This is a genomic window from Halofilum ochraceum (assembly GCF_001614315.2).
GTDB lineage: Bacteria > Pseudomonadota > Gammaproteobacteria > XJ16 > Halofilaceae > Halofilum > Halofilum ochraceum.
In genome coordinates this window covers 564,683-585,511 of the sequence record NZ_LVEG02000001.1, presented here as the reverse complement: position 1 = coordinate 585,511, position 20,829 = coordinate 564,683, and the positions used below count along the sequence as shown (strand labels likewise).

The window sequence follows — 20,829 nt, the reverse complement described above, 5'->3', positions numbered from 1 at the left end:
TTTTCCGGCATAATTTTCTGTTCCTCTGAGCTATTCCGGCGCCTTCGGGCGGGCGAACGAACGGCGGATCCCGGCCAATGAACAGTACCAATGATTCCGGCAAGCCCATTCGGCTCGGCTTTCTGCTGACGCCCGAGTACTCGATGATCGCTTTCGCATCGGCGATCGAGCCGCTGCGCATGGCCAATCGCCTGTCCGGCAAGCGACTCTACCAGTGGACTACATATACGGTCGACGGCGAGGCGGTCATGGCCAGCAACGGCCTGGAGATCCGGCCCGATGCCGCCATCACCGAAGTCGCCGGACTCGACACCCTGTTTGTCTGTTCCGGGCTCGACGTCGAACGGGCAAGCGACCGCGCCACGCTGTCATGGCTGAAGAAACTCGGCCAGCAGCGAATGAACTTCGGTGCGCTGTGCACCGGCGCCCACGTGCTCGCACGCGCGGGCCTGCTCGACGGCTATCGCTGCACCCTGCACTGGGAAAATATCGCCAGCATGCGCGAGGCGTTCCCGCGCGTGGTCGTCTCGTATGAGCTGTTCGAGATCGATCGCGACCGCTTCACGAGCGCCGGCGGTACCGCACCGCTCGACATGATGCTCAATCTGATCACGCTGCAGATCGGTGCCGATACCGCGACCGCGATCTCCGAGGCCTTCGCCTGTGAGCGTATCCGTGGACGTCACGATCGCCAGCGTATCCCGCTGCAGTTGCGGCTCGGCACGAGCCAGCCGAAGCTGATCGAGACCGTCTCCATCATGGAATCCAACATCGAGGAGCCGATCAGTCTCGATGAACTCGCACGTCACGTCGGCGTGTCCCGTCGTCAGCTCGAGCGTCTGTTCCAGAAGCACCTCAGCTGTGTCCCGACGCGTTATTACCTGGAGTTGCGCCTTGCCCGCGCGCGCCAGCTGCTGCTGCAGACATCCATCTCGATCGTTGATGTGGCCTTCGCCTGCGGTTTTGTCTCGGCACCCCATTTCTCCAAATGCTACCGCGATTACTTCGGCATCCCGCCGCGTGAAGAACGACGCCTGCGCGGAGCCCGCACGGGCGAACATGCAGACGCTTCGATCGAGGACACCACCGAGGCCACCCTGCCGGCCGACGGCGCCGTCGCTTTCCTGCGGGAAGCCCACGAAAACCCGGACGGCGAGGAGAATCGAGGCGGTGGCATCGACGATGCCCATGCCATCGCGAGCGACCGCGAGAATACCTGATCGGCTTTCGGTCGAGGACCGAGCCCCCGTCATGCATCCGGGTCGGCCGCCGCGCCCCAAGGCGTGGCGGTGATGATCGCCGGACAGAGTCACGACCCGCTCCAGGGAGACGACATGCTGGATACCCCGCTCCAACTGCCCTGCGGCGCCGTCCTGCCAAACCGTATCGCGAAGGCGCCGATGTCCGACGGGCTGGGCGACGATGCCTTCAACCCGACCGTCGAACAGGAGCGGCTGTATCGGGCATGGTCAGCCGGCGGATCCGGTCTCGTCATGATCGGTGAGGTGCAGATCGACCGCCATCACGCGGAACGCCATGGCAACCTCACGGTCGATGGCCGGGACCCCGGCGACGCCAGCGGACTGGCCCGGCTGGCAGCCGCCGCGACCCGTTACGGCAACCACTTCTGGGCCCAGCTCGGGCACGCGGGTGCCCTCACCTGGCCTGCATTGAACGACGCGCCATTCGCCCCCTCCGCGACGCGGATCGGTGAGATCACGACCCGGGCGATGACCGCGGCGGATATCGAACGCACGATCGAGCGCTTCGCCAGCGGCGCGGCGCGCGCACGGGACGCCGGGTTCACCGGTGTCGAAATCCACGCGGCGCACGGTTTTCTGCTGAGCGAGTTCCTGTCACCGCGTTTCAATCAACGCACCGATGCGTGGGGTGGCAGCCTCGAGAATCGTGCGCGCATGTTACTCGAGGTCGTACGGGCCGTTCGCACGACGGTCGGCGCCGACTACCCGGTTGGCGTCAAGCTGAACTCGAGCGATTTTCAGAAAGGCGGCTTCACCACGGAGGAAAGCCGTAAGGTGGCGGCCTGGCTCGATGCGGAGTCGATCGATCTGCTGGAGATCAGTGGCGGCAGCTATTCGCCGGACGGCAGCGGTGCCAGCGAACGCCCGGTGAGTGCCCGGGCCCAGGCCCGCGAGGCATGGTTCCAGGAATATGCCGAAGCCGTGCGCTCGGTATTCACGCGTCCGATCATGCTGACGGGCGGGCTGCGGTCACGAACGGGGATGGAATCCGCACTCGACTCCGGCGCTGCCGATGTCGTGGGACTCGCCCGCCCACTGGCTTTCGAGCCGGATCTGCCCCGGCGACTGCTTGAGGGCGCGAGCGATCGAGCCGACCCGCTCGACGATGTATTCCGGCAGGAGCTGCCAAGAGGGGCGGAGACCGCATGGTACGCGGCCCAGCTGTTGCGCCTGGCACACGGCAGCGCCCCGGAACGATCGATCGATCCCGTCGCGGCCCTGCATTACTACGACGCGACCGGCGCGGAGAAGACCAGGGCCGGTGCGGGGTTGCTAGCCGGGTAAATCCGACCGTCTTGCGCGGATCCGGTCGCCGCCGGCCGGCGTATCAGCTACGCCGGCGCCGGCGGCGCCGGGTCCCCGGCGAGTCCGCCCCACCCGGAACCTGCCCCTGCGTCGTGTGATCCACCTCGGGCAGATCGACGGCCCGGCGCAGGTTCTCAAATGGCGCCTTCTTGTGCGGGATCGCCATCGCTTCGACGAAGTGTTCCTGGAACTTCGGCTCGATCGCCGTTTCCACTTTTTCGATCTTGCGCACGATGTCCTCGATTTCGCGCCGACCCTTGCGATCCAGCAGGGCGATCCGGGCACCGACACCGGCCGCGTTGCCCGCCGAGGACACGTTGTCGAGATTGCAGTCGGGAATCAGCCCCAGAATCATGGCGTACTTGACGTCGATATGATTCCCGAACGCGCCGGCGAGCCGGATCCGCTCGATATCCTCCACATGCATGCGATCCATCAGCAGCCGAATCCCCGCATACAGCGCCGCCTTGCCGAGCTGGATCTGGCGAACGTCGTTCTGCGTGATCCGGATGGTGTTCTCGCCGCGCCACAGGATGTACGACCACGTCCGGCCTTCGGCGACGACCCGGTCCGTGTGCTCCGCCAGGCGACCATCGACGACGCCATCCTGGTTGATGATGCGGGCAAGGTACATCTCCGCGATCACTTCGATGATGCCCGAGCCGCAGATGCCGTTGACGCCAACGTCGGCGACCGCTTCTTCGAAACCCTCTTCATTCGACCAGAGATCGCAGCCGATCACCTTGAAGCGCGCTTCCTTCGTCTCGGGATCGATGCGCACGCGTTCGATCGCGCCGTTGGCCGCCCGCTGACCGGATGAGATCTGCGCGCCTTCGAAGGCCGGGCCGGTCGGACTGGAGCAGGCCATGAGCTGCTTGCGGTTGCCGAGGACGATCTCGGCGTTGGTACCGACATCGACCAGCAGTGTCATTTCGTCGCGCAGGTACGGTTTCTCCGAGAGCACCACACCAGCCGTGTCCGCACCCACGTGCCCGGCGATGCAGGGCAGCGTGTAGGCGCGCGCGTTCTTGTGCAGCGTCAGTTCGAGTTCGGACGCCCAGACCGTCGTGCCCTCGTCAGTGGCCAGCGCGAAAGGCGCCCCACCGAGCTCAACCGGGTTAATCCCCAACAACAGGTGATGCATGACCGGGTTGCCGACGAACGTGCATTCCAGGATCGCGCTCCGGTCGACGCCCGCATCGGCACAGACCTCGCCCACGAGCTCATTGATCGCTTCGCGGACGACCCGGGTCAGATCCACCTCGCCGCCGGGATTCATCATCACGTACGAGACCCGGCTCATCAGGTCTTCACCGAACCGGATCTGCGGATTCATCACGCCGGCGGAAGACACGACTTCGCCGGTCGACATCTCCACGAGGTGGGCGGCGACCGTTGTTGAGCCGATGTCGACCGCGAGCCCGTAGATCTTGTCGAAGAACCCCGGCCAGACGGCGATGATTTCATTCTCGTTATGGACCGCCACCGAGACGGCCCATTCGCCCTTGCGGAGCGCCGGCTGGATGTCCTGGAGCACGCGCAGATCGCAGCGGTGGATGTGCTCCAGCCGCCACTCGAATTCGAGCGCCTCGAGCAGTCGCCGCAGATCCCCGGAAGGATCGTGCATCGAGGGCTCCTGCACCTCCGTGTAATACATGCGCACGGCCGGATCGACTTCGATGTCATAGGATCCGGGGTCCTTGCGGACGATCTGCTTGTGGACCTGGCTGTCGGGCGGGACGTCGATGACGACATCACCGAGCACTTTCGTGGAGCACGAGAGCCGCCGGCCGACCTTCAGTTTGCCGACCTGCGCTTCATAATCCCGCTCGGTCTCGGAGAATTCGGTCAGATGCTCCGGGCGCGACTCGAGACCGTACTTCGGGAATTCGCCTTCGGAGACGAGCACCTGGCAACGGCCGCACAGTCCGCGGCCGCCACACACGGAATCGATATCCACGCCCAGCGCCCGGGCGGCCTGCAGGACCGGCGTCCCGATCGGGAACCGGCCCCGCCGCCCGGAGGGGCTGAATACGACGAGGGCGTCTTCCTCAGCCACGCCGGCGCCGACCACCACGGCGGCGGCTGCCGCTGCTGCTCTCGGCCTCGGCAGCGACCTGCGCCGGATCGCGGTACGCCCTCATCCAGCGCATGCAATCCGAATCATGCCCCATCATCACGTCCGCGCCGCGCACCGCCTGCATGACTTCCGTGTGCAGCGGGCTCATGATCGCGGAGGTCATGCCCGAGGCGATCGCCATGCTGATGAACGACGCGGTCAGGCCATGGCGGTTCGGCAGCCCGAAACTGACGTTGGAAGCGCCGCAGGTGGTATTCACCTTGAGTTCCCGCCGCAGCCGTTCCACCAGCTGCTGCACCTGCCGCCCGGCGGTATTCACGGCACCGACCGGCATCACGAGCGGGTCGACCACGATGTTCTCTTTCGGAATCCCGTGATCGGCGGCGCGCTCTACGATCTTTTTCGCGACATCGTAGCGGACGTTCGGATCCGACGAGATACCGGTTTCATCGTTGGAAATCGCAACCACGGCCGCGTCGTACTTTTTGATCAGCGGCAGTACGGCTTCCATGTTCTCGTCTTCACCGGTCACGGAGTTCACCAGCGGCTTGCCCCGATAGACTTCGAGGCCCCGCTCCAGCGCCTTGATGATCGACGAGTCGATGCACAGCGGGACGTCGGTCAACGACTGCACGAGCTGGATGGTCTCGGCCAGGATCGCGGGCTCGTCCGCCAGCGGGATGCCCGCATTGACGTCGAGCACGTGCGCACCCGCCGCGACCTGATCGAGCGTGTCCTGTTTGACGCGTGAGTAGTCACCGGCGGCCATCTCCTGCGCGAGGAGCTTGCGCCCGGTCGGATTGATGCGCTCGCCGATGACCGTGAATGGACGTTCGAATCCAATCACCCATTCTTTCTTGGCGGAGCTGATTACGGTCTCGGTCATGATGCGGCCCTCTGCTGTTCTGTGGGGGTGTCGCGGTGCGGATGCCATGGTGTGCGGCCTTCAAGAACACCCGAGGCGTCGATAATCTCCGCCACGGCCTCTTCCTGGCGGAAGGCCATGACGTGCACGCCGTGCACGCCCTCGATTTCCCGGATCTGCTGGATGAGTTCGACGCAGATCTTGCGCCCTTCCAGCTTCGGTTTCTCGGCTCCTGCGAGCCGGTCGATGATCTCGTCGGGGATATGCACGCCCGGCACGTGCGCGCGAATCCAGCGTGCGGCATTGGCGGAAGCGAGCGGGCCCACACCGACGAGGATGAATACCTGCTCGTGCAGTCCCATTGCGCGGACACGCTCCATGTACCGCTTCAGCATTTCAATATCGAAGCAGTACTGCGTCTGCACGAACTGCGCACCGGCGGCGATCTTCTTGGCCAGCCGTTCCGGCCGGAACTCGAACGGCTGCGCGAAGGGATTCGCCGCGCCACCGATAAACAGTTTCGGCGACTGGGTCAGTTTGCGCCCGCTGCGCAGCCGGCTCTCATCACGCATCGTGCGTACGGTCTCGATCAGCGACATGCAGTCGAGATCGAACACGGGCTTGGCTTCGGGCTGGTCCCCGGCCTGAACACCGTCGCCGGTGAGGCAAAGCACGTTCGCCACGCCCATCGCCGCCGCGCCCAGGATATCTCCCTGCATGCCGATCCGGTTCTTGTCGCGGCAGGACGCCTGCATGATCGTGGCGTAACCCTCACGGGTCAGCAGCGAGCATACGCCCACGGAAGACATATGGCAGTTCGCCCCGGAGCCGTCGGTCGCGTTGATCGCGTCGACGTAGCCGTCGAAGATCCTGGCGCGCAGATAGACCTCGTTCGGGTCCGCCGAATCAGGTGGTGCGATCTCGGCGGTCACGGCGAAATTTCCGGAACGCAGGACCCGCTCGAGGCGGCCTGGCGAGGAATGCCCGGGCAGGATCGGCAGCTGGAAACCCGGGACCGGCTCGTCTTCGAATCTCATGCCGCCTGCTCCTCGTTTTCGCGTTCCTGGCGTTTCTCTTCCGTCTTGATCCGTACGACCCGCAACCACGACGAAGAACCCTCGAGCTGGCGGTCCACCGCCACCTCGACCTCATGAATCCGGCCACCGTCTCGCATCCGGCTGGAACCGTTCCAGGCCTCCACCCAGACACACTTCATATCCGGTTTCACCTCGCAGTTGCCATTCGCGCGGACACCGCCACAGGGACCATTCCTGAGCTGTTTGGGGCAATTCATGGGGCAGGACATGCCCGTGCGCGAGAGCACGCATTGCCCGCACATCTGGCAGTCGAAGAGGAAACCCTTGACCTTCTCCTCGAGCCAGGCAAAGGGGCGTTCGAGGCGCTCGTAGCCAACGCGCCGCAGCACCGGCTCAAGCCAGAGCAGTACGCTTTCGAAGCCGTTGTAGAAAGTCTCAAGCCCGCGGGAATGACGCACGGACCAGCGGCGCACTGCGTACATTGCCTGTCTCCCCTATCCGATCGGTTACTGCCCGATCCTGCCGTCAAGCGTAGACCGGGACCGCCTTCATGGCGGCCACGGTTCTTTATTCCTGTGCGTGGGCGTGCCCCCGATTGCGGGTGATCGCGTCCAGATCATCGTCCGACCAGGCCTTTTCGATCCGGTCTGCCGCTGCATCCACCTCTCCCTGGAGGTCATCGCCGCACTCCTGGGGATCGCGCCGCCACTCGGACATATAGGCATCGGATCCGCCCTTGCCGGCCCGCATCGCCGCGCGGTCGATCGCCTCCTGGAAACGGGCCGAAAGCATTACCTTGGCCGATTCCCGCCCCTTCTTCGCGATCACCTGCGCGGGGATATCGCGCCAGTACACGGTAATCAGTTTGGCCGCCATTGCACTTCCTTCTCTTCCATCGTACGGCGCCGGAACCCGGCAAGGCTTCCCCCGAGCTCACCATACCCCGTATGGCGATATTCGTACGCGAGGCCGAGGCGTTCAGCCGCCTCCCGCGCGCGCCGCTCGAGGTCGGCGTCTTCCGTCTGCGCCAGATACACCAGGCGCCGATAGTTGCCGAAAAGCATCGACTGCAGCTGCGGGTGACGATCAAGCCCCATCCCGCGGATGATCAGGCGATCGAAGTGCCGCGCCAGGAAATCGGTCAGGTAGAAAGTGCCAGGCTCTTCCTCGGCCAACGCACTGAAAACCGCGCCACCGGCGAAGAATTCGTAGCAGTGAGCACCGGGGAGTCGCTCGATGCCCTCCTCGGCGAGGACCGCATCCAGCCGCCCGCCCGTACCGCAATCGGCATAAGCCACGAACACGTGGTCATAGCCGTCGCGCAGAGCCCGGATTTTCTCCCTGACCGCCCCGGGAATTTCTCCGGGGCGGTTGTGCAACTCTGCCGGCAGACACTGAACGCGGAAATTATCCCAGCCGTTGGCCCGGATCAGCGCCACGATCTCGTGCGACAGGGCACCGCATGCGATGATGAGCGTTTGCGGTGCCGTCGACATAACGCGCCTCCGCCGTCTCAACCAGCGGCGCTGCGGCGCTCCTTGATCTTTTCCTTGGCGGTCTCGACGGCAACCGCGGCATCACGGCAGTACGCATCGGCACCGATCGCCTCCCCGAATTCCTCGTTCAGGGGCGCGCCGCCCACCAGGACGATATAGTCGTTGCGGATACCGCGCTCGGTCATCTCATCGATGACCACCTTCATGTAGGGCATGGTGGTGGTCAGCAGCGCCGACATGCCGAGGATGTCCGGCTTGTGCTGGTCCAGCGCATCGATGAATTCCTCGACCGGCTTGTTGATGCCGATGTCGATCACCTCGAAGCCGGCGCCTTCCCACATCATGGCGACGAGATTCTTGCCGATGTCGTGGATGTCGCCCTTCACGGTGCCGATCACGGCCTTGCCCATCGACGGGGCTCCCGTCTCGGCGAGCAGCGGGCGCAGGACTTCCATGCCGCCCTTCATGGAATTGGCGGCCATCAGCACCTCGGGCACGAACAGGATGCCGTCACGGAAATCCACCCCGACGATCGTCATCCCGGCCACGAGGGCCTCGTTCAGGACCTTGGACGGCCCCCAGCCACGCTCGAGCAGGATGTTGGTACCCTCGACCACTTCTTCCTGCAGACCATCGTAGAGATCGTCGTGCATCTGCTCGACGAGCTCATCATCCGAAAGCGACCGGAGATCAATTTCGCCATCGTCTTGCGCGTCGGTCATCGGACTACCCTCTCGGTCATTGTGGTTTGTGCCCTGCGGCCGGGTACTGCAACAGCCCCGCTTCAACCCGCAAGCGTATGCCGCGCCCGGGGCGCCTGCTGACGTCCCGGCGACGCGACGTTACCTGACAACGACACCAGCATGAACGCCGAAAAATCGGCGAATCAAGGCCTTGGCCGTCGCCCGTTCAGGCGCGCGAGCAACCGACACCAGCGTATGTATACACAATGCATACATCAAGCGTGGTAAATCGATTCACTCGCTGCCCAGCCCGTCCCGCTCGATTTCCTCACGCCGATGGGCCACATAGGCCTCGAGCTCCTCGCTGACGGCGGGCTCCATCGCCGGCTCCTCGTACGCGGCCAGCAGTTGCTGCCAGATGTCGGTCGCCCGTTGCGTGGCGTCGCGCGCGCCCGCGCTCTCCCACGCATCGTGATTCTGCCAGTCTGAGAGCATCGGCTGGTAGAACGCTGTGCGGTAGCGCGCCATCGTGTGGTCCGTCCCGAAGAAATGTCCACCCGGGCCGACCTCGGACATCGCCTCGAGACCGAAACTTTCCTCGTCAACGTCCAGGGGCGTGAGCGTCTCGGCCATCGACTGCAGCAGCTCCGCATCGAGGACCATCTTCTCGAACGACGCCGTCAGCCCCCCCTCGAGCCAACCAGCCGCGTGATAGACGAGATTGGCGCCGCCCATCACGGCGCCCCAGAGCGCCATCTCCGTCTCATACGCCGCCTGCGCGTCGACGACATTGCTGGCGTTGGCGTTGGTGGTGCGATACGGCAGGCCATAACGGCGCGCGAGTTGACCGCTGGCGATGTTCGCCTTCGTGTTCTCCGGGGTACCAAACGCCGGGGCGCCGGTCCGCATGTCCACATTGGATGTGAAAGACCCGTACATCACGGGCGCACCCGGGCGAATGATCTGCGTGAGTGCCACACCGAACAGGGCCTCGGCATTCTGCTGGGCCAGTGCTGCGGCCAGCGTGACCGGCGTCATGGCGCCCATGAGCGTAAACGGGGTGATCGCCACCGCCTGACCGTGACGCGCCATCGTCATCAACCCGTCAGTGAGGGCGCCATCGAACCGCCGCGGCGAGTTGACGTTGATGATGGTCATGGCGGCGGGATGGTCCGCAAGCTGCTCCAGCGTCTCGCCGCGGGCGATCGCCGACATCCGGATCCCGTCGAGGGCCCGCTGCTCCCCGACCGCGGTGAGCATGAAGACCCGATCGGTCAGTGTCAGCGTGGAGTGATAGGTGTCCAGGTGGCGCGTGGTTGGCGGCAGATCCTGGGGGGAAGTCGGCTGATTGCCGATCATGTGGATAATATTCAGGCTCTGCGCCAGGCGCAGTAGATCGCGGTAGTCCTCGTGGTTACCGGTGCGGCGGCCGCGCACACAGTCGTGAACGGCCGGTGGTCCCCCTACGGTGGTGAAATTGATGCTGTGGCCACCAAAGTCGAGCGCGCGTTCGCGGTTACGGGGCGTGAGCGTGAAAGTTGACGGCGCCCGGGCGATCGCCTCCTCGACGAGCCCGCGATCCATGCGAACCACCCCAGTATCATGATCGACCTCGGCGCCAGCGTCCTCCAGGATCGAGCGTGCCTCGGCATTCATCAGTTCGATGCCGAATTCCTCGAGGATCCGCATGGAATAGTCATGAACCGCATCGAGTTGCTCGGGCCGGAGCACCTCCATGGGCCGAAAATGGTTCTCCACATGGCGCCAGGGCAACTGTGGAACCGTATCGGCCGCCTGGCGACGGCCACCGGACCGCCGACGTCGCTCGCGGGTCATCGCGTCCTCCAGTGATTGACCTTCGTAAAGGCTCGGGAACGGACCGCAGGCGCGGTCCCGTGCAGCCCATAAAACCACAGGGGCCACCGAGGATTTATCCCGCATTCGACGTTTTATGGCTCACCACCGCGACTGCACGACCACGCGCAGAGCCGTTTTGCGAGGCGGGCAACCCCATCACGGGCACATATTTTCTGTCGCGTCTGCGACATCCCCTGGGTATCCTCGACGACCATGGATATCACCGACGAACACTCCGAAACCCCGCAACTGCAGCGCCTCGGTGTGCTGCTGGTCCCCGGTTTCCCGATGATGGCGTTCTCATCGGCCATCGAACCCCTGCGCGCGGCCAATCTCGTCTCCGGGAAGACGCTCTACGAGTGGCACCTGCTGTCGCCGGACGGCGAACCGGTGCAGGCAAGCAACGGGATCCCCGTCGTACCCGATGCACCGATGTGCAATGCGCCCACGCTGGATATCGTATTCGTCTGCAGCGGCCTCGACCCGCAGGGTTTTGAACATCCACGCGCATTCGCGTGGCTACGCGACCGGGCCCATGGCGGCACGCGGATCGGCGCCCTGAGTACGGGGACGTTCGCACTCGCGCGCGCGGGCCTGCTGGGCGGCTTCCGCTGCACCACGCATTGGGAGCATCTGCCGGCGCTGAGCGAGGCATGGCCCGACCTCGAAGTGACCGGCGGCCTGTTCGAAATCGACCGCGGCCGCTACACGAGCGCGGGGGGAACGGCCGCGATGGACCTGATGCTCCATCTGATCGCGAACGACCATGGGGATGACCTGGCCGCGGCGGTCTCGAACAATTTCCTGCACGGCCGGATTCGCGCGCCGGCGGATCGCCAGCCGATGACGGATCAGGTGCGTCTGCGCGCGCGGGCGCCGAAGCTGGCCACGGCCATCGACCTGATGCAGCTGAATGTGGAACAGCCCCTGTCCACCGCGGACCTCGCCGCCCGCATCGGCATCTCCCGCCGCCAGCTCGAGCGCCTGTTTCAGCTCCACCGCGGCTGCACGCCCAGCGAGTACTACATGAAGATCCGTATCGAGCACGCGCGCGTGCTGCTGCTGGAAACGGGACTGTCGCTCCTCAACGTCGCGCTCGCCTCCGGTTTCGTCTCGCAGTCCCATTTCGGGGCCTGCTATCGCGAACACTTCGGCCATACACCGGGCGACGAGCGGCGCGGCGTGGAAGAGCATCACGAATGACACCCCGGATTCCGGCTTCGCCTGCATCCGGGCTACGGGTCGCCGGCGCAACGTGATCCGGGCAGTGCGATCTACGTGTGGCTCGTGTCGCGGACCGAAGCGGGCACGCCGATCATGCCGTCCAGGCGTTGGGCTTCGCGCACGACCAGACCGAGGTTGGAATCGCGCACGGTGGGCAGCAGGTAACGCGCGCGGCGGATCTGCTCGTAATCAAGCTCCGCCTGCACCAGCGATTCGCTGCGCTCCCCGTTGTGCGCGATGATTTGCCCGAACGCATCGACCACGCAGGAACCGCCCCAGAAATCGAGATCGCCTTCGTGACCGACGCGATTGGCCATGACCAGCGGTAATCCGTAGGTCATGCCGTAGAAGCGCACATTCATATGCCAGCCGGCGGGATTGTCGAACTCGCCCCCCACCGCTTCCACGGCCGAGCTGATCGGCGCGAACAGGATGGTGCAGCCATGCAGGGCGACCAGGTTGACCAGTCCGGGGTTCCAGAGGTCGGCGCAGATCATGACCGAAGCACGCCATGGTCCGCCGAGCTCCCAGGTGTCGACGTATCGGCCCTGCGCGAAGTGCTTGCCGTCCTCGAGCCGCCCGTAGGTGGCGAGATTGATCTTCCGATGCAGGAAGACCTGCTTGCCACCGCACAACGCGATCGCGGTGTTGTAGAACTGTGCGGCCGGGCCCTCCTCCATGATCCCCACGATCGTGACCATATCGCCGGTCGCGTCGGCGAGGCGGCGCAGACGCGGGTCATCGCGTTCCAGGGCGAGCCGCAGTACCTCCCCGCCGGCCCCGTGGCCGGTGAGGGACATCTCCGGAAACAGCAGTACGTCGACCCCCGCCGCGCGGGCCTCGTCGATCACGGCGAGGTGCTTGTCGAGATTGCTGTCCAGATCGCCGAGCTGGCTCTCGATCTGCGCGGCGGCGACGTTGACGGTACGTGGACGGGTCATGCTTTCTCCTGACGTGGGCCGCGCGTCGGCCGAATCGCTCCGAGCGGATCATACCGCGGGAGCGGGATGCGAAAAAAAGCGGGGGCGTGCCGGTCAGTCCGGCACGCCCCCGCGGGCTCGTCGGCAATCGGGCTCGCTCAGATCAGCCCCTGCTCCTTCAGGAACTCCCGCGCGACCTTGCGGATTTCGACTTTATCGACATCGACCCGTGCGTTCAGCCGCTGCATCGTCGCGTCATCGAGCTTCGAGGCGAGCCGATTCAGTGGCCCCCGCAGCTTCGGGTTCTCTTTCAGCGTGTCCGAGCGGACGACCGGGCACAGCGCGTAGTTCGGGAAGAAACCCTTGTCGTCTTCCAGCAGCCGGAAGTCGAAAGCCTCGATCCGGCCATCGGTCGCAAACACCAGCGCGATATCGGCCTCATCCTCGTTCAGGGCCGAATACGTCAGGCCACTGTCCATCGGCGCACGCATGGGACGCGGCACACGGAAATCGTATTCCTTTTCCAGCCCGATCAGGCCGTCCTCACGATGCGGGAACTCGGCGTTGACCGCCATCATCAGTTCCCGGCCTTCACCATAGGCCGCCGCAAGGTCACTCAGGGTCTTGATATCTCCGGTGTTATCGGCACCCTCCTTGACCGCCAGCGCGTAGGTATTGTTCGCATCGGAACAATTCAGCCACGTCAGCCCCTGTTTCTTGTCGAGCTTGCGGACCTTGTTGATGGTCTGCTCAGGCGAGAGCCCTTCGGCCGACGCCTTGTTATACGTCACCAGGGAGGTGCCGGTGTACTCCCAGTAGACATCCACCTGGCCGTTGACCTGGGCCTTGCGCAGGACGGTCGAACCCATACCGTCGGACTTGTTCACGTCGAAGCCCTTGGCCTCGAGCAACTGCGTGGTCATCTCCGCCATCAGGAGCTGCTCGGTGAAGTTCTTGCCGCCCACGGTGATCTCCGCCGAGGCGGCGGACACCGAGAGTGCAAATGCGGCAAAACCGGTCAATATCCTCTTCATATATCGAATCATGTCGTAGTCCCCTGCCTGTTGTAATCAGCGGTTGAGGCGTAACGGATTGACGCCCTTGGGCACCAGCCAGAACTGCAGCTGGCCGATGAGGAAATCGAGAATCACCGCCAGCAGCGCCGTCGGAATGGCGCCCGCCAGCATCATGGTCGTGCGATCCAGCGCAATGCCCGTGAAAATCAGCTCGCCCAGGCCACCGCCGCCGATCAGGAACGCCAGCGGCGCCGTGCCGACATTGATCGCGAGCGCAGTGCGCAGCCCGGCGAAAATCACGAACAGCGCATTCGGCAATTCGACGCGCCACAGGATCTGGCGACGCGTCATGCCCATACCGACCGCCGCTTCCATCAGGTGCGCCGGCACCGCGAGGATCCCCTGATAGGTGTTGCGGACGATCGGCAGCATCGAGTAAAGCCAGAGCGCGAAGATCGATGGCCAGAATCCGATCCCGAGTACGCTCATCGCCAGCGCGAGCACCGCGAGGGTCGGGATCGTCTGCCCGATGTTCACGAACTGGAGCACGCTCTCGGAGTAGCGGCGCATCCACGGACGCGTCAACAGCACGCCCAGCGGGACACCGACCCCCACAGCCAGTCCCCACGAGATGCCGACCAGCAGCAGGTGCTGCCGGGAGAGATAGCGGATATCGGGCCACAGGTAGAGGATGTCGCCGAGCAGCCCCGACGACTGTGCCCACGCGCCCGCCGCAAAGATGCCGACGATGAGCGCATTGCGCACGGTCCGCCAGCCGGGGGCGGTCGCTCGCAGCGTGGCGCTCGCGGTCGCCATGCTCAGGCCGCCCTCGTGTCGCCGCGCACAGTGCCGAGCAGATCGGTAATGTCCTGTTGACTGACATAGCCGATCAGGTGGCCACCGTCGTCGAGCACGGCGACCCAGCTGACGTTGTGGGTAAACATGCTCGACACCGCCGTGCGCAGATCATCCCGCGCCCGGACAGTGAACGACAGTGGCCGGGCGAGATCACCGGCCTTGCCGGACTCCCCTTCGGCGATCCGCTGATTGATGTAACCGCGCGGATGCCCGTCGCGATCCACGACGGGCACACCCTCTTGGCCCGAAGACCCGAGGATCTCCTGCGCACGCTCGACCGGATCGCCCGGCTTCAGCGTCTGCACGTCGCTGCGCATGACATCGGAAATTCTTGCGAGCCGCAGACGCTTCAGCGTGCGGTCGCCACCGACAAAGTCGGCAATGAATTCGTTCACCGGATACGCCAGCAACTCATCGGGCGGCGAGTACTGTTCCAGCCGGCCCTCGCGGAAGATGGCGACCCGGTCGCCCATCTTGACCGCCTCGTCGATATCGTGGCTGACGAAAATGATCGTCTTGCGGATATCCTCCTGCATCTTCAGGAACTCGTCCTGGATCACCTCGCGGTTGATGGGGTCGATCGCGCCGAACGGTTCATCCATGAGCAGCACCGGGGCGTCCGCTGCCAGCGCCCGTATCACGCCGATCCGCTGCTGCTGACCGCCCGAAAGCTCGTTCGGATAGCGCTCCATGAACGCGTCGGGATCCATCGCCACCATGTTCAGGAGCTCGCGCGCGCGCTCCCGGCATTTCTTTTTGTCCCACCCGAGCAGCGATGGGACCACCGAGATATTTTCGGCCACGGTCATGTTCGGGAACAGGCCGATCTGCTGGATGGCGTAGCCGATATTGCGCCGCAGTTCGACCGGGTCGTACTCGTCCGTATCCTTGCCGTCGATGTAGATCTTGCCCGAGGTCGGTGTGATCAGGCGATTGATCATCTTCATGGTGGTCGTCTTGCCGCAACCGGACGGCCCCAGCAGCACGCAGATCTCGCCCTCCGGGACCTCGAGCGAGACATGATCGACGGCCGTCACCGTCCCCTGATCGGTCTGGAACGTCTTGGTCAGTTCTTCGAGCCGGATCATGTGTCCCCCTGGATCTGCAGACCGCGCGGCGTCAGCTTCTTCTGCAGCCACAGCAGTGCGTAGTCCGCGGCGATGGCGAGGATGCTGACCGCTACCGCCCCCGTGACGAGTTTGCGTGGATCCGTCTGCGAGATACCACGCGAGATCAGTTCACCGAGACCGCCGGCGCCGATATAGACGGCGATCGCGGTCACGCCGATATTCAGGACCACCGCGGTCCGGACACCGGCCATGATGACCGGCACGGCGATGGGTATCTCGACCGCGCGCAGGCGCTGCACCGGCGTCATGCCCATGCCTTTCGCGGCCTCGCGCAGGGCTGGATCGACGTTGTTGATGGCCGTGTAGGTGTTACGGATGATCGGCAACTGCGAGTACAGCAGCACGGCGATCACCGCCGGCAGGTAGCCGATGCCCTGCCCGATCACCGACAGGATGGGGATCATGATGCCGAACAGGGCGATGGACGGGATGGTCATGACCATCGCCGCGACGTAGAGGACATTCTCGGCGATGCGCTGGTTCTGTGTGATCGCGATCCCGATGGGCACACCAGTCAGGATCGCGAGCCCGACGGCCACGGCAACGATCGAGATGTGCTCGACCGTGAGCACGGCGATCTGATCGAGATTGGAGAAGGCGTAGCTGAGCGTTTCCATCTCAGCCCCGGATCACGCCGGCCATTCCGCCTGATACGCACAACCGATGAGCCAAGGCCGTGTCCCCCTGCGGTCTTGTCGATGTGAATGCGGCGGCCAAGCTGCTCCGCCGGGGCTTGCCGGTCAATACACCAAGAATACCGCCGCACGCACGACAAGTTCTCGCGAATCCGACACAAAATCTCCTGATCACGACGCGCCGCGTTGTCCCTGTACCGCCAACCAGGTGCGCAGCGCCTGCAGCGGTGGCCGATCGGCGGTCGCGGTCGGCGCCACAAGCCAGTACCGACCTGGACTGCGGATACGCTGAGCGAACGGTTCCACCAGCCGCCCCGCCGCCAGATCCGACTCGACCAACGGGGTGCGTCCCAGTGCCACGCCCATACCGTTGGCGGCAGCCGCCAGGACTTCGTTGGAGGCGTCGAAAACCGGCCCCCGTTCCGCCGGCAGCCCCGTAACACCGGCTTCCGCGAGCCACTCTCCCCATTCCCCGGGGTGAGCGCCGTTATGCAGAAGGATCGTCGCGGACAGGTCCGACACCGTGCGCAACGCAGGCGGCCCGGCTGCCAGGGCCGGGCTGCAGACGGGGAAACGCTCCTCCAGCATCAGCGGATCGCAGCGCAGGCCCGCCCAGTCGCCCTGGCCGAACCGGATCGCCGCATCAATGACACCACTGTCGAAATCGACCCTGCGGACGGAACTGACCAGTTCGATCTCGAAATCCGGATACTGCTCACGGAAATCGTTCAGTCGCGGTATCAGCCAGCGCACGGCGAAGCTCGGGAACAGGCTGATGGTGACCGTGCGCTCCCCATGCCCCTGGCGCACCCGGGAGGTCGCCTCACCGAGCGCGTCGAGGGCCTCGTGGACGGCCCGAAAATACTCCCGGCCCGCATCGGTAAGCCGCAGGCCGTGCGGCTCGCGATGAAACAGGGCCGTGCCCATTTCCTCCTCCAGACCCCGGATCTGATGACTGATCGCCGACGGCGTGCGATGCAGTTGCGCCGCCGCCGCCTTGAAACTCATCAGTTCCGCGGCTGCTTCGAATGCTCGCAGGGCGGCCATCGGCGGCAGTTTCCGGTACATAACAGGCTCCACGGCGCCGGCGGACGGGCATCGCCCCGCCAAAGCCGGATGAATTTCATTCATCTGAGATGGAAATTATATCGCTTGAGCAGCCGCGAGGCACGGCGCACGGTGCGTGTCGTTGGCACATTCGACGGACAGACCACCCATGAGTTTCCCGACCCGCTCACCCTACGTAATCATCGGCGCAGGCATACATGGCCTCAGCACCGCCTGGCATCTGGCGCGGGAACTGCGCGCCCGTGGTCGCGGCGATGGCAGCGATATCGTCGTGCTCGATAAATCCTCGATTGCGGCCGGTGCCTCCGGCATCGCCTGCGGGGTCATCCGCAACAACTACTTCCAGCCCGCCATGCGGGAATTGATGGCGCACAGTGTCGAGGTCTGGGAGAGCGACCCCGCGGCCTTCCATTACCACCCGGTCGGCTACATGCAGATCAGCCCTGAATCCATGCACGAGGACGTCGCCTCGATCGCCGAACAGCAGCGGCAGATCGGCTATACGTCCGAATTCATCGAGGGTGAAAAGGATTCACACGACTACATGCGTGGCCTGTTCGATGACTGGAAGGCGCCGGGCACGACCTCGGTACTGCACGAGAAGAAGGGCGGGTACGCCAACAACACCGCCTCGATGTACGGCCTCGCCGGCAAGGCCGAGGCCGAAGGTGTACGCATTATCACCGGCGTGCGCGTAACCGGCTTCCAAACGGACAGCGAGTCGATCACCGCGGTGGAAACGGACAAGGGTACGATCGAAACCGACTATGTCGTGGTGGGCACCGGGCCCTGGATCAAACACTTCTGGGACATGCTCGAACTGCCCTCGCACATCACCATCCACGGCAAGGACGGTCAGGACCACGACAACGTCCGCATGTGGACGTACTGGAGCCTCCAGGAGGGCACCCTGGGCGTCGATCCGGAGACCCTCAAGACCAACGCCGGCGAGATGCCACCGGTGATCCACGTCGACAGCGACCAGCCGCTGTACTCCGACGAGGACGGCTCCCTGATCACCGACAGGATGTGGGGCATTTACTACAAACCCGACTTCAACTTCGGCGGTGTCCAGGGCGGGGCCGCTCCCGTCAAGATCGAGCAGGACCCCGATCGGGTTCACGTTGACCCCTACGGCACCGAGTCCCCGGACTTCGTGATGGGCCCCGAATTCGCCCACATGTGGGTATCGGCGCTGGCGTTCTGCCAGGGGCGTTTCTCCGGTACGCTCGGCCAGTACAAGCGCGAGCCGTCGGGCGGCATCGGCTGCTTCACACCGGACAATTTCCCCGTGTTCGACGTCTTCCGGCAGAACTGCTACTTCATCGCCGATTCGAACCACGGTTACAAGATGATCGGCGTCGGTGCCCTCGTCGCCCGCGAGATCATGGGCGAAGACAGCCGCCTGCTGCAGCCGTTTCGCTTCGGCCGCTACGCCAAAGGCGAACTGCACCCGACATCGCACAGTCCGTTTCCCTGGAGTTAAGGTGGGTAAAACCAGGAACGGAAGAACCACGAATGAACACGAATTCACACGAATGGTATCCGGGGAGCCCCTATGTCCCGGGAGCGTCGCTTACACGGCGTTCAGTACCTGTGCGCTTTGATTGCAACCACGAAATGGACACAAGATAGATCCGAAGGATGAGAAGGCTCGGAGCGAATACGACCGATTCGACCCGTTTATTCAGTACGGGACATCAAAACAGGAACTGGCCCATTTTGAGTTCATCTTGTGTCCATTTCGAGGTTCATCAGCAGACATCACACACGGTGACTCGCCATCAGCGCAGCTCCCCGGAGCATTGGCGCCCCCCCCGAAAGCCATTCGTGTCCATTCGTGTTCATTCGTGGTTCCAAAAACATTGCTGCGGAAATCGAGCAGCGGGGTTTATGGGGTTATAAGGGACGCTGACTGGCGTCATTGCGCCGGTAAGGCATCATGGGGGGCCGCGCGAGGCGCGGTCGTCGCGAATTCGAGGAGTCGATCATGGCACTTGGCCTGCTGAAACAGGGTCTGCGCCGCAACTACAAGCCGCAGCCGGTGCTGCCGCCGCGGCCCGAGCTCAAGTCGAGCTATGACGTCGTGATCATCGGCGCGGGCGGCCACGGGCTGGCAACGGCCTATTATCTGGCGAAGGAATACGGCATCACGGACATCGCCGTGCTCGACAAGGGCTATCTCGCCGGCGGCAACACCGCGCGCAACACGGCCATCGTCCGGTCGAACTACCTCACGCCCGAGGGCGTGCGTTTCTACGACGAGTCGATGAAACTGTGGGAAGGGCTGTCGAACGAATTCGACTTCAACATCCAGTTCTCCCATCGGGGGCATCTGACCCTCGCGCACGCCGATTCCACGCTGCGCACGATGCGCTGGCGCGCCGAGGTCAACAAGCACATGGGCGTCGACTCGGAATTGATCGACCCCGAGGACATCCGGCGCCTGTGCCCGCACCTCAATCTATCAGAAGAGGCACGCTGGCCGGTGCTGGGCGCGCTCTATCATCCGCCCGGCTCGACCGCACGCCACGACGCCGTCGCCTGGGGCTACGCCCACGGCGCGGCCAAGCGCGGCGTCGAGATCCATCAGCATACCGAGGTAACCGGTTTCCGGACCGAGGGCGACCGCGTGACCGAGGTCGAGACCACGCGCGGGAAAATCCGCTGCGGGCGCGTCCTGCAGGCGGTTGCCGGGGCTTCCAGTCAGGTGGGCGCGATGGCCGGCCTGCGCCTGCCGATCCACACCGTGCCGCTGCAGGCCTGCGTGTCGATCCCGATGATGCCCTTCCTCGATCCCATCATCGTCTCCGGCACGCTGCACACGTACATCTGGCAGACCGGCCGCGGCGAACTGGTGATGGGCGGCTCGAGCGACCCGGTGCCCGGCTACATGACCCGCTCCACGCTGGATTTCAAGGAAAGCCTGATGGCGCACGTCATGGAGCTGTTCCCGTTCCTCGGGGAGGTGCGGCTCAACCGCCAGTGGGGCGGCATGACGGACATGACCCCGGATTTCTCACCGGTCATGGGCGAGACGCCGCTGCGCAACTATTACATCGATGCCGGCTGGGGCACCTGGGGCTTCAAGGCCACACCGGTCTGCGGCTATCGCATGGCCGAGACGGTCGCCAAAGGCACCACACCCGACATCCTCAAGCCCTTCCGCTACGAGCGCTTCGACACCTTCGACCAGGTCGGCGAACGCGGTGCGGCTTCGGTCGGGCACTGAACTGTTTGTGAACCACGAATGAACACGAATGCACACGAATGGGTCCCGGGACGGCCGGAGCGGCCAGGGAGCGATGCTGAAGCCGCATACCGTGACTCTCTGCGTGTTAATGAACCACAAAATGAACACAAAATGGACACAAAATGGGTTCCTGCGCCCCG

The 20,829-nt window shown here is 64.4% G+C and carries 19 protein-coding genes; 5 read left to right on the top strand and 14 right to left on the bottom strand.

Annotated features, from left to right (window positions below):
- Window positions 1-77 precede the first annotated feature (77 nt).
- Together gbdR and A0W70_RS02625 are read left to right on the top strand one after the other, a co-directional pair.
- Window positions 78-1,220, top strand: coding sequence for a choline metabolism transcriptional regulator GbdR (gene gbdR / locus A0W70_RS02630; protein WP_070988044.1), 1,143 nt, complete (start codon window positions 78-80; stop codon window positions 1,218-1,220).
- Between the two features lie 114 nt (window positions 1,221-1,334).
- Window positions 1,335-2,546 carry an NADH:flavin oxidoreductase/NADH oxidase family protein gene (locus A0W70_RS02625; protein WP_083330740.1) on the top strand — a complete coding sequence of 404 codons (1,212 nt, stop codon included), beginning with the start codon at window positions 1,335-1,337 and terminating at the stop codon, window positions 2,544-2,546.
- A gap of 43 nt (window positions 2,547-2,589) precedes the next feature.
- On the opposite strand, the gene A0W70_RS02620 is transcribed toward A0W70_RS02625, so the two are convergent.
- The 8 genes from A0W70_RS02620 to A0W70_RS02585 form a co-directional block, all read right to left on the bottom strand.
- Complete coding sequence (locus A0W70_RS02620; protein WP_070988277.1) at window positions 2,590-4,626, bottom strand: ASKHA domain-containing protein; 2,037 nt, start codon at window positions 4,624-4,626, stop codon at window positions 2,590-2,592.
- Entirely contained in the window at window positions 4,619-5,533 is a 915-nt protein-coding gene (locus tag A0W70_RS02615; protein WP_070988042.1) for a dihydropteroate synthase, read from the bottom strand. The genes A0W70_RS02620 and A0W70_RS02615 overlap by 8 nt, the downstream gene beginning before the upstream one ends.
- Window positions 5,530-6,549, bottom strand: a complete 1,020-nt coding sequence (locus A0W70_RS02610; RefSeq protein ID WP_070988040.1) for a methylenetetrahydrofolate reductase — start codon at window positions 6,547-6,549, stop codon at window positions 5,530-5,532. Before A0W70_RS02610 ends, A0W70_RS02615 begins: the two co-directional genes overlap by 4 nt.
- On the bottom strand, window positions 6,546-7,031 hold the full coding sequence (locus tag A0W70_RS02605) for a methylenetetrahydrofolate reductase C-terminal domain-containing protein (protein WP_070988038.1): 486 nt from the start codon (window positions 7,029-7,031) through the stop codon (window positions 6,546-6,548). Before A0W70_RS02605 ends, A0W70_RS02610 begins: the two co-directional genes overlap by 4 nt.
- Before the next feature lie 85 nt (window positions 7,032-7,116).
- Window positions 7,117-7,425: a virulence factor gene (locus A0W70_RS02600; protein WP_070988036.1), complete on the bottom strand. Its 309-nt coding sequence runs from the start codon at window positions 7,423-7,425 to the stop codon at window positions 7,117-7,119.
- Window positions 7,410-8,045 (bottom strand): DUF1638 domain-containing protein, encoded by a 636-nt coding sequence (locus A0W70_RS02595; protein WP_070988034.1) that lies wholly within the window; start codon window positions 8,043-8,045, stop codon window positions 7,410-7,412. The genes A0W70_RS02600 and A0W70_RS02595 overlap by 16 nt, the downstream gene beginning before the upstream one ends.
- A 17-nt stretch (window positions 8,046-8,062) precedes the next feature.
- Window positions 8,063-8,767 carry a corrinoid protein gene (locus A0W70_RS02590; RefSeq protein WP_070988032.1) on the bottom strand — a complete coding sequence of 235 codons (705 nt, stop codon included), beginning with the start codon at window positions 8,765-8,767 and terminating at the stop codon, window positions 8,063-8,065.
- A gap of 255 nt (window positions 8,768-9,022) precedes the next feature.
- Window positions 9,023-10,564, bottom strand: a complete 1,542-nt coding sequence (locus A0W70_RS02585; RefSeq protein WP_070988030.1) for a trimethylamine methyltransferase family protein — start codon at window positions 10,562-10,564, stop codon at window positions 9,023-9,025.
- Between the two features lie 234 nt (window positions 10,565-10,798).
- On the opposite strand from A0W70_RS02585, the gene A0W70_RS02580 reads away from it, so the two are divergent.
- Window positions 10,799-11,788: a GlxA family transcriptional regulator gene (locus A0W70_RS02580; protein ID WP_070988027.1), complete on the top strand. Its 990-nt coding sequence runs from the start codon at window positions 10,799-10,801 to the stop codon at window positions 11,786-11,788.
- 71 nt (window positions 11,789-11,859) lie between these two features.
- Here A0W70_RS02580 and A0W70_RS02575 read toward each other — a convergent pair whose 3' ends face one another.
- The 6 genes from A0W70_RS02575 to gcvA form a co-directional block, all read right to left on the bottom strand.
- Complete coding sequence (locus tag A0W70_RS02575; RefSeq protein ID WP_070988025.1) at window positions 11,860-12,750, bottom strand: nitrilase-related carbon-nitrogen hydrolase; 891 nt, start codon at window positions 12,748-12,750, stop codon at window positions 11,860-11,862.
- Between the two features lie 137 nt (window positions 12,751-12,887).
- Window positions 12,888-13,775 (bottom strand): glycine betaine ABC transporter substrate-binding protein, encoded by an 888-nt coding sequence (locus tag A0W70_RS02570; protein WP_070988023.1) that lies wholly within the window; start codon window positions 13,773-13,775, stop codon window positions 12,888-12,890.
- 24 nt (window positions 13,776-13,799) lie between these two features.
- Window positions 13,800-14,561 (bottom strand): ABC transporter permease, encoded by a 762-nt coding sequence (locus A0W70_RS02565; RefSeq protein WP_070988021.1) that lies wholly within the window; start codon window positions 14,559-14,561, stop codon window positions 13,800-13,802.
- Window positions 14,562-14,563: 2 nt separating this feature from the next.
- Window positions 14,564-15,691 carry an ABC transporter ATP-binding protein gene (locus A0W70_RS02560; protein WP_070988019.1) on the bottom strand — a complete coding sequence of 376 codons (1,128 nt, stop codon included), beginning with the start codon at window positions 15,689-15,691 and terminating at the stop codon, window positions 14,564-14,566.
- On the bottom strand, window positions 15,688-16,350 hold the full coding sequence (locus A0W70_RS02555) for an ABC transporter permease (RefSeq protein ID WP_070988017.1): 663 nt from the start codon (window positions 16,348-16,350) through the stop codon (window positions 15,688-15,690). Before A0W70_RS02555 ends, A0W70_RS02560 begins: the two co-directional genes overlap by 4 nt.
- Window positions 16,351-16,539: 189 nt before the next feature.
- Entirely contained in the window at window positions 16,540-17,436 is an 897-nt protein-coding gene (gene gcvA, locus A0W70_RS02550; protein WP_070988015.1) for a transcriptional regulator GcvA, read from the bottom strand.
- 148 nt (window positions 17,437-17,584) lie between these two features.
- Between gcvA and A0W70_RS02545 the strand changes: the two genes are divergently transcribed.
- Complete coding sequence (locus A0W70_RS02545; RefSeq protein WP_070988013.1) at window positions 17,585-18,922, top strand: NAD(P)/FAD-dependent oxidoreductase; 1,338 nt, start codon at window positions 17,585-17,587, stop codon at window positions 18,920-18,922.
- 504 nt (window positions 18,923-19,426) lie between these two features.
- Complete coding sequence (locus tag A0W70_RS02540) at window positions 19,427-20,668, top strand: FAD-dependent oxidoreductase (protein ID WP_070988276.1); 1,242 nt, start codon at window positions 19,427-19,429, stop codon at window positions 20,666-20,668.
- Window positions 20,669-20,829: the final 161 nt, after the last annotated feature.

Bases quoted from the DNA above. Each gene is read 5' to 3' on its own strand.
- A0W70_RS02625 (WP_083330740.1), top strand. From the start codon at position 1,335: ATGCTGGATACCCCGCTCCAACTGCCCTGCGGCGCCGTCCTGCCAAAC.
- A0W70_RS02615 (WP_070988042.1), bottom strand. From the start codon at position 5,533: ATGACCGAGACCGTAATCAGCTCCGCCAAGAAAGAATGGGTGATTGGA.
- A0W70_RS02575 (WP_070988025.1), bottom strand. From the start codon at position 12,750: ATGACCCGTCCACGTACCGTCAACGTCGCCGCCGCGCAGATCGAGAGC.
- A0W70_RS02610 (WP_070988040.1), bottom strand. From the start codon at position 6,549: ATGAGATTCGAAGACGAGCCGGTCCCGGGTTTCCAGCTGCCGATCCTG.
- A0W70_RS02565 (WP_070988021.1), bottom strand. From the start codon at position 14,561: ATGGCGACCGCGAGCGCCACGCTGCGAGCGACCGCCCCCGGCTGGCGG.
- gcvA (WP_070988015.1), bottom strand. From the start codon at position 17,436: ATGTACCGGAAACTGCCGCCGATGGCCGCCCTGCGAGCATTCGAAGCA.
- A0W70_RS02570 (WP_070988023.1), bottom strand. From the start codon at position 13,775: ATGATTCGATATATGAAGAGGATATTGACCGGTTTTGCCGCATTTGCA.
- A0W70_RS02600 (WP_070988036.1), bottom strand. From the start codon at position 7,425: ATGGCGGCCAAACTGATTACCGTGTACTGGCGCGATATCCCCGCGCAG.
- gbdR (WP_070988044.1), top strand. From the start codon at position 78: ATGAACAGTACCAATGATTCCGGCAAGCCCATTCGGCTCGGCTTTCTG.
- A0W70_RS02585 (WP_070988030.1), bottom strand. From the start codon at position 10,564: ATGACCCGCGAGCGACGTCGGCGGTCCGGTGGCCGTCGCCAGGCGGCC.
- A0W70_RS02560 (WP_070988019.1), bottom strand. From the start codon at position 15,691: ATGATCCGGCTCGAAGAACTGACCAAGACGTTCCAGACCGATCAGGGG.
- A0W70_RS02555 (WP_070988017.1), bottom strand. From the start codon at position 16,350: ATGGAAACGCTCAGCTACGCCTTCTCCAATCTCGATCAGATCGCCGTG.
- A0W70_RS02590 (WP_070988032.1), bottom strand. From the start codon at position 8,767: ATGACCGACGCGCAAGACGATGGCGAAATTGATCTCCGGTCGCTTTCG.
- A0W70_RS02595 (WP_070988034.1), bottom strand. From the start codon at position 8,045: ATGTCGACGGCACCGCAAACGCTCATCATCGCATGCGGTGCCCTGTCG.
- A0W70_RS02540 (WP_070988276.1), top strand. From the start codon at position 19,427: ATGGCACTTGGCCTGCTGAAACAGGGTCTGCGCCGCAACTACAAGCCG.
- A0W70_RS02580 (WP_070988027.1), top strand. From the start codon at position 10,799: ATGGATATCACCGACGAACACTCCGAAACCCCGCAACTGCAGCGCCTC.
- A0W70_RS02545 (WP_070988013.1), top strand. From the start codon at position 17,585: ATGAGTTTCCCGACCCGCTCACCCTACGTAATCATCGGCGCAGGCATA.
- A0W70_RS02605 (WP_070988038.1), bottom strand. From the start codon at position 7,031: ATGTACGCAGTGCGCCGCTGGTCCGTGCGTCATTCCCGCGGGCTTGAG.